General features: G+C 42.7%; 1 protein-coding gene. It reads right to left on the reverse strand.

The annotated features are described in order from the left end of the window. On the reverse strand, positions 1-1,596 hold a 1,596-nt coding region (locus ABD000_RS04590; RefSeq protein ID WP_343764442.1), incomplete at both ends, for a DUF7507 domain-containing protein.

The following is a 1,596-nucleotide window of genomic DNA, read 5'->3' on the forward strand; positions in this document are numbered from 1 at the left end:
CAGGGATTCCATTTCCATTTCCATCTATAAATTCACTATCCTTAGTTAATACGATGGTTGCTGTCTGCGGAATGTCAAGTACAGTAGGGTCATTGGTTGGATCGCCATCGGTATTTCCGTTTCCATCTGGAGTCTCAACCGTCTCATCTCCTGCATCTGAAACATCTGTCACAGGATCACCGTTAGGTGCATCTCCTTCAACTGTAGCAGAATTCTGAATAAATCCTGCGTCAATATCTGCCTGGTTGATCGTTTGAGATACTGTAATAGTAGCACTTTCGCCCGGATTTAATGTTCCAACATTGAAGTCTCCACTAATTAGTGTAACGTCTGCATCACTAATCACAATATTATCTATTGTCACATTACCGGTGTTTTCAACCGTAATCTCATAGATTACCTGATCCCCAAGGTCAACGTCTGAAGTAGTTAGGAGTTTCGTTAAGGTCAAGACTGGGTTCTGCGGAATGTCCTGAACAGTCGGGTCATTGGTTGGGTCGCCATCTGTATTTCCATTTCCATCCGGAGTTTCAACAGTTTCATCACCTGAATCTGAAACATCTGTTACAGGGTCATCATTTGGTGCATCACCTTCCACTGTAGCAGAATTCTGTATAAATCCGGCGTTGATATCGTCTTGCGTAATCGTTTGTGCTACTGTAATAGTAGCAAACTCTCCTGGAGCTAATGTTCCAACATTAAAGTCTCCGCTAATAAGCGTAACATCTACATCGTCAATCACGATATTATCAATCGTAACATTCCCCGTGTTGGTAACCGTGATTTCGTATACCACATCCTCACCCACTTCATCTCCTGCCGAATCTACTATTTTGACTAAAGTTAACTGTGGGTTTTGATCTACCGGAGTAACCGCTGTATCTTCAACAGGATCTATAATCTGATCTGCTGTGACACTGGCTGTGTTCACCAAGTCTGCTCCTGCATCTACATCTGCCTGAGTAGTGATGTAATTGATGGTATAAGTCCACGTCTCATCGACATCTAATGCGTTGTCTCCATCGGTATCTCCACCTGCAAATACTAATGTACCAGTCGTACCATCAGGAAGCGTATCTACCGCATTCACATTGGTAATAGTTACATTTCCTGTATTCTCTACCGTAATGGTATAGCCTAATGTTTGACCCGACGCAGTTACTGGATTTGGTCCTGTAGTCTGTGTTTTGACCACTGCAATACTTGGTGTAGCATCAATTGGTGTAATGGCTGTATCACATACAGGTGTTCCTATTTGATCTGTCGTTACACAGGCTTCATTTACCAAGTCCATACCAGCATCTATATCTGCCTGAGTCACGGTATAACTCGCTGAATATACCCATGTTTCACCTAAGTCAAGAACTCCGTCACCATCTGTATCTCCTGAAACAAATGTCACAGTAGCAGTCGTAGCATCTGGTAAGGTGTCAACTACATTTACATTGGTCAAACTTGTATTACCATTATTCTCAACAGTGATCTCATAGGTTAAAACTTGTCCATCTGATGAAGCATCCAATCCTGTAGTCTCGGTCTTAGTCACCACGATACTTGGCGTAGCATCTATCGGAGTGATTGCTGTATCACACACAG

The sequence above is a fragment of the Gangjinia marincola genome (genome assembly GCF_039523415.1).
In the GTDB taxonomy this organism is placed as follows: domain Bacteria; phylum Bacteroidota; class Bacteroidia; order Flavobacteriales; family Flavobacteriaceae; genus Gangjinia; species Gangjinia marincola.